This is a genomic window from Barnesiella sp. CU968 (assembly GCF_905219685.1).
Taxonomy (GTDB): Bacteria; Bacteroidota; Bacteroidia; order Bacteroidales; family Muribaculaceae; genus Lepagella; species Lepagella muris_A.
On the sequence record NZ_CAJMXD010000570.1, the window covers coordinates 1 to 1,279 of the forward strand.

Below are 1,279 nucleotides of genomic sequence, written 5' to 3' on the forward strand. Positions count from 1 at the left end.
TCGTAATGTCGTGGATTAATTATAATTTCCCGTCAGATGTCTTAAGGTTGAAATGAGTTTTTCAATGTCTGGACCGTTTCAAAACAATCGCATGAATTTTCAAAACAGTTGCATTAATTATGGTTGATTCAATATTAAGACAGCTTCAAGTTGGTTGCATTTCCCGGATTAAATGGGATTGTGCGGTAAATTTATATACAAATTTCGGTTTATGCAAATATTTGCTAAAAAATATTTCAAAACGAAAAAATGCCGACCGGCAGTGAAGTTAACGTGATATGAATCAGCGTGTAATATATCGCCCGTAACCGGGAGCGATTACGGGCGATGTGTGTGTTGAGGAATGAAATCTAAAAAGCTGATGTCTTGTCAGACGTATGTTTCAAGAACCGAGACATTCCCTTTGGGTTCGATGGAAATCCCCTTTGCCGAAGCGGGAATCAGTATGGTCTCGCCCTGATGCGCCGGGATTTTCTCTTCTCCGCATGTGACCACAGCCTCACCTGAGGTGAATATCAGTGCGACGAAGGAGTCGTTCTCGCGGTAATCGCGCATAAGCTCATGGTCAGCCTCCAGAAGGTTGGTAGTGAAGAATGGGCAGCGCACGATATTTACAGGAACATTTTCCACGCGTTTGTAGTCTACGGGGTTGCCGTCGGTATCGTTGAAGTTGACGGCTTCTTTTGCAAGCTCGGTGTGAAGTTCCCTTTCATTACCGTTTTTATCCTTTCGGTGATAGTCGTAAAGGCGGTATGTTGCATCGGATGTCTGCTGGATTTCAGCAACGAATGCTCCTTTGCCGATTGCATGCACTCTTCCCGCAGGAATGAAATAAGTGTCTCCCGGTTTGATTTCCACAAAATTCAACACATTTTCAATCTCTCCGCTTTTGACAAGTGTCTCGTAGTCGGCAGGGTCGACGGGATTCTTGAATCCGTTGGCGAGTCTTGCACCTTCGGCGGCATCCAGCACAAACCACATTTCTGTCTTGCCGTTAGGCATGCCGTATTTCTGCGACATGGCATCGTCAGGATGAACCTGTACGGAAAGGTCTTCGCGAGCATCAATGAATTTGATTAGCAGCGGGAAGCGGTTGCCGAATTTTTCATAGTTGCGGTGTCCCATCAGGGATGCTCCGTAGCGGTCGATCAATGCGGGCAATGTCATTCCTGCGTCGATTCCTTCAGCCACAACGGATTCGTCACCCTCGACACCCGAAAGCTCCCAGCTTTCACCTACTTTCTCAAGGTCTGTAGCGATCCCTTTGTAAGTGGCGATT

General features: G+C 46.4%; 1 protein-coding gene. It reads right to left on the reverse strand.

All coding sequences use genetic code 11. From position 1 onward, the window contains the following. Positions 1–369: 369 nt before the first annotated feature. The gene (locus JX312_RS13760) at positions 370–1,278 is read right to left on the reverse strand and encodes a type I phosphomannose isomerase catalytic subunit (RefSeq protein WP_204458488.1); all 909 of its coding nucleotides are present in this window, start codon (positions 1,276–1,278) and stop codon (positions 370–372) included. Position 1,279 lies beyond the last annotated feature (1 nt).